This is a genomic window from Bacillus sp. LR_5, assembly GCF_042709275.1.
On the sequence record NZ_JAVAXX010000522.1, the window covers coordinates 1 to 2,233 of the forward strand.

The window sequence follows — 2,233 nt, forward strand, 5'->3', positions numbered from 1 at the left end:
GTACAAAAAACGTTCTTGTTATGACACAAGAACGTTTTTTTATTGCTTAATATGGTAAGCATCGTACACTTCACGCTTTGGTACATTGCGATCGACTGCTGCTTTTTTAATGGCTTCTTTAGACGTAGCGCCTTTCGAGATGTAATGCTCGACATGTTCTTTCGCAGTGAGGGTTTCCCACCATTGTTCTTCCTCATCTACCTCTTCATTATTACTTCCTTCTACGACAAGACAAAACTCGCCGCGTATCTGATCCTCGTTTGCCCATCCAATGACCTCAGATATGGTTCCTCGGATAAACTCTTCATATTTCTTAGTGAGTTCACGTGTTACAGCAATTTCCCGATCTCCTAATATCTCTGCCATCGCTGACAAGGTTTCCTTCAATCTGTGGGGCGCTTCATAAAAAATGATCGTTTCCCGCCGTTTTTTAAGGGCTTCAAGTTCCTTCTTCTTTTCTTTTTTCTGTCTGTTGAGAAAACCGTAAAAGAAAAAAGGCTGCGGTACAATACCTGAAGCAATAAGAGCTGTTAATGCAGCATTTGCTCCCGGCAACGGAACAACATAACCGCCTATATCCGTAAAATCCTTTACAATTTCCGCTCCGGGATCAGAAATCGTCGGCAGACCGGCATCACTGACAAGAGCAATGTTTTTTCCCGACTTCAGCCATTCAATAATTTTGTGCCCACTGCTTTCTTTATTGTGTTCGTGATAGCTGACGAGCGGTGTTTCAATTTCATATACATGACAAAGCTTTTTCGTTTGCCTCGTATCTTCCGCAGCAATCGCATCCACTGATTTCAGCGTGTCGATCGCCCGGAATGTCATATCCTCTAGATTTCCGATTGGGGTTGGGACCAAGTAAAGAATCCCCATGTCCGACTTTCCATTAAAGCTCATTTGGCGCCTTAACATATACAGCCTCCTTGCTGTTTCGCTTTTCTTCTATATAAAGCTCTTTTTTCTTCCGAGTTAGTTTTTTGAAATAATATTCCGCCTGCATAGCTTCCCGCTTTGTTGAAAAGCTCTCGGCAAAAATTAATTCAACCGGACTTCTTACTTTTGTGTACTTTGCGCCCTTTCCATCATTGTGCGTTTTCACTCGTTTATGCAGATCGTTGGTATATCCGGCATACCAGCTATTGTCCTTACATTTCACGACGTAGAAGAAATGGTTATTTGTCTCCATATAAAATGGTCCTGATTTCTTTTGTATATTCATTTTGTTCATCATAAACGAATAAGGGAGGAAGAATTTTCAAATCTGGGCGCCCACCTTTGATACCTTCAACCAGAATGGTATTGGCTTCTTTCCCTTGCTTCGGATAGACAAATTGTACACGTTTCGGCTCGATTTGATAAGCCTTCATCAGTTCAAAAATCTCCAGAAGCCTTCCCGGCCGGTGAACAAGAGCTGCTTTTCCCCCTTGCTTGAGCAGCTTGCTGCTGACTGAAATGACATCCTCCAGCGTGCAGTGGATTTCATGTCTTGCGATTCGGAGATGCTCGTTCATGTTTTGTTCAGTTTGTTTCGGCGTTTTAAAATACGGCGGATTGCAGGTGACAACATCATATCGATTATGTCCAAGTTTCTCCGGCATGTTTTTCAGGTCATCATGTATGATCTGGATCTGATCGTCCAACTTATTATACTCCACGCTGCGAACAGCCATATCATGCAGTCTTTCTTGAATTTCGACTCCCAGAATGTCTGCTTTTGATCTTGTACTGAGCAGCAGCGGCACAATACCATTGCCGGTGCATAAATCAACAATTTTCCCTTTTTGAATCGGAACGTACGCAAATTTGGACAGAAGCACAGCGTCCAACGAAAAAGCAAACACTGTTGGGCTTTGTATGATTTTCATGTCCTCTGCCAGCAAATAATCTAATCTTTCATCATCATGTAATGAAACCATCTTCTTATCCTTTCAGTACCTTTGAAAAAGGCTCCCGTCTTATGCGGAAGCCTTTTCCCTATTTTTTATTTAAGAATGACAGACAGAAAAGACAATCCTCTTTTCGAACACTTCCATAGTGGACATTGCAGATATGAAATCCTTCTTGATACAGACGTGCCAGATTATCATATCCTTCCCCTATATCAGTTTGCTCTGTCTTCTGTGTTTTTGATTCTTTTTTATCAGCTTTGAACTTTTCGATCTGCTGCGTCGTATCGTCCAGCCGTTTGCGCAAATGCTTGTTTTCAAGCTGTAAATGATGATTTTCC

The 2,233-nt window shown here is 41.9% G+C and carries 4 protein-coding genes; all 4 read right to left on the reverse strand.

The window, feature by feature from the left end:
* Positions 1-39 precede the first annotated feature (39 nt).
* On the reverse strand, positions 40-918 hold the full coding sequence (rsmI, locus tag RAC86_RS37955; protein WP_019712967.1) for a 16S rRNA (cytidine(1402)-2'-O)-methyltransferase: 879 nt from the start codon (positions 916-918) through the stop codon (positions 40-42).
* Positions 893-1,192 carry a GIY-YIG nuclease family protein gene (locus RAC86_RS37960; protein WP_377886885.1) on the reverse strand — a complete coding sequence of 100 codons (300 nt, stop codon included), beginning with the start codon at positions 1,190-1,192 and terminating at the stop codon, positions 893-895. Before RAC86_RS37960 ends, rsmI begins: the two co-directional genes overlap by 26 nt.
* On the reverse strand, positions 1,179-1,922 hold the full coding sequence (locus RAC86_RS37965) for a tRNA1(Val) (adenine(37)-N6)-methyltransferase (protein ID WP_003244526.1): 744 nt from the start codon (positions 1,920-1,922) through the stop codon (positions 1,179-1,181). The genes RAC86_RS37960 and RAC86_RS37965 overlap by 14 nt, the downstream gene beginning before the upstream one ends.
* Before the next feature lie 58 nt (positions 1,923-1,980).
* The coding region (gene yabA / locus RAC86_RS37970) for a replication initiation-control protein YabA (RefSeq protein WP_377886883.1) at positions 1,981-2,233 on the reverse strand (253 nt) is incomplete at its 5' end.

Excerpts from the sequence above, each read along its gene's own strand:
- RAC86_RS37960 (WP_377886885.1), bottom strand. The coding sequence starts at position 1,192 with ATGGAGACAAATAACCATTTCTTCTACGTCGTGAAATGTAAGGACAAT.
- rsmI (WP_019712967.1), bottom strand. The coding sequence starts at position 918 with ATGTTAAGGCGCCAAATGAGCTTTAATGGAAAGTCGGACATGGGGATT.
- RAC86_RS37965 (WP_003244526.1), bottom strand. The coding sequence starts at position 1,922 with ATGGTTTCATTACATGATGATGAAAGATTAGATTATTTGCTGGCAGAG.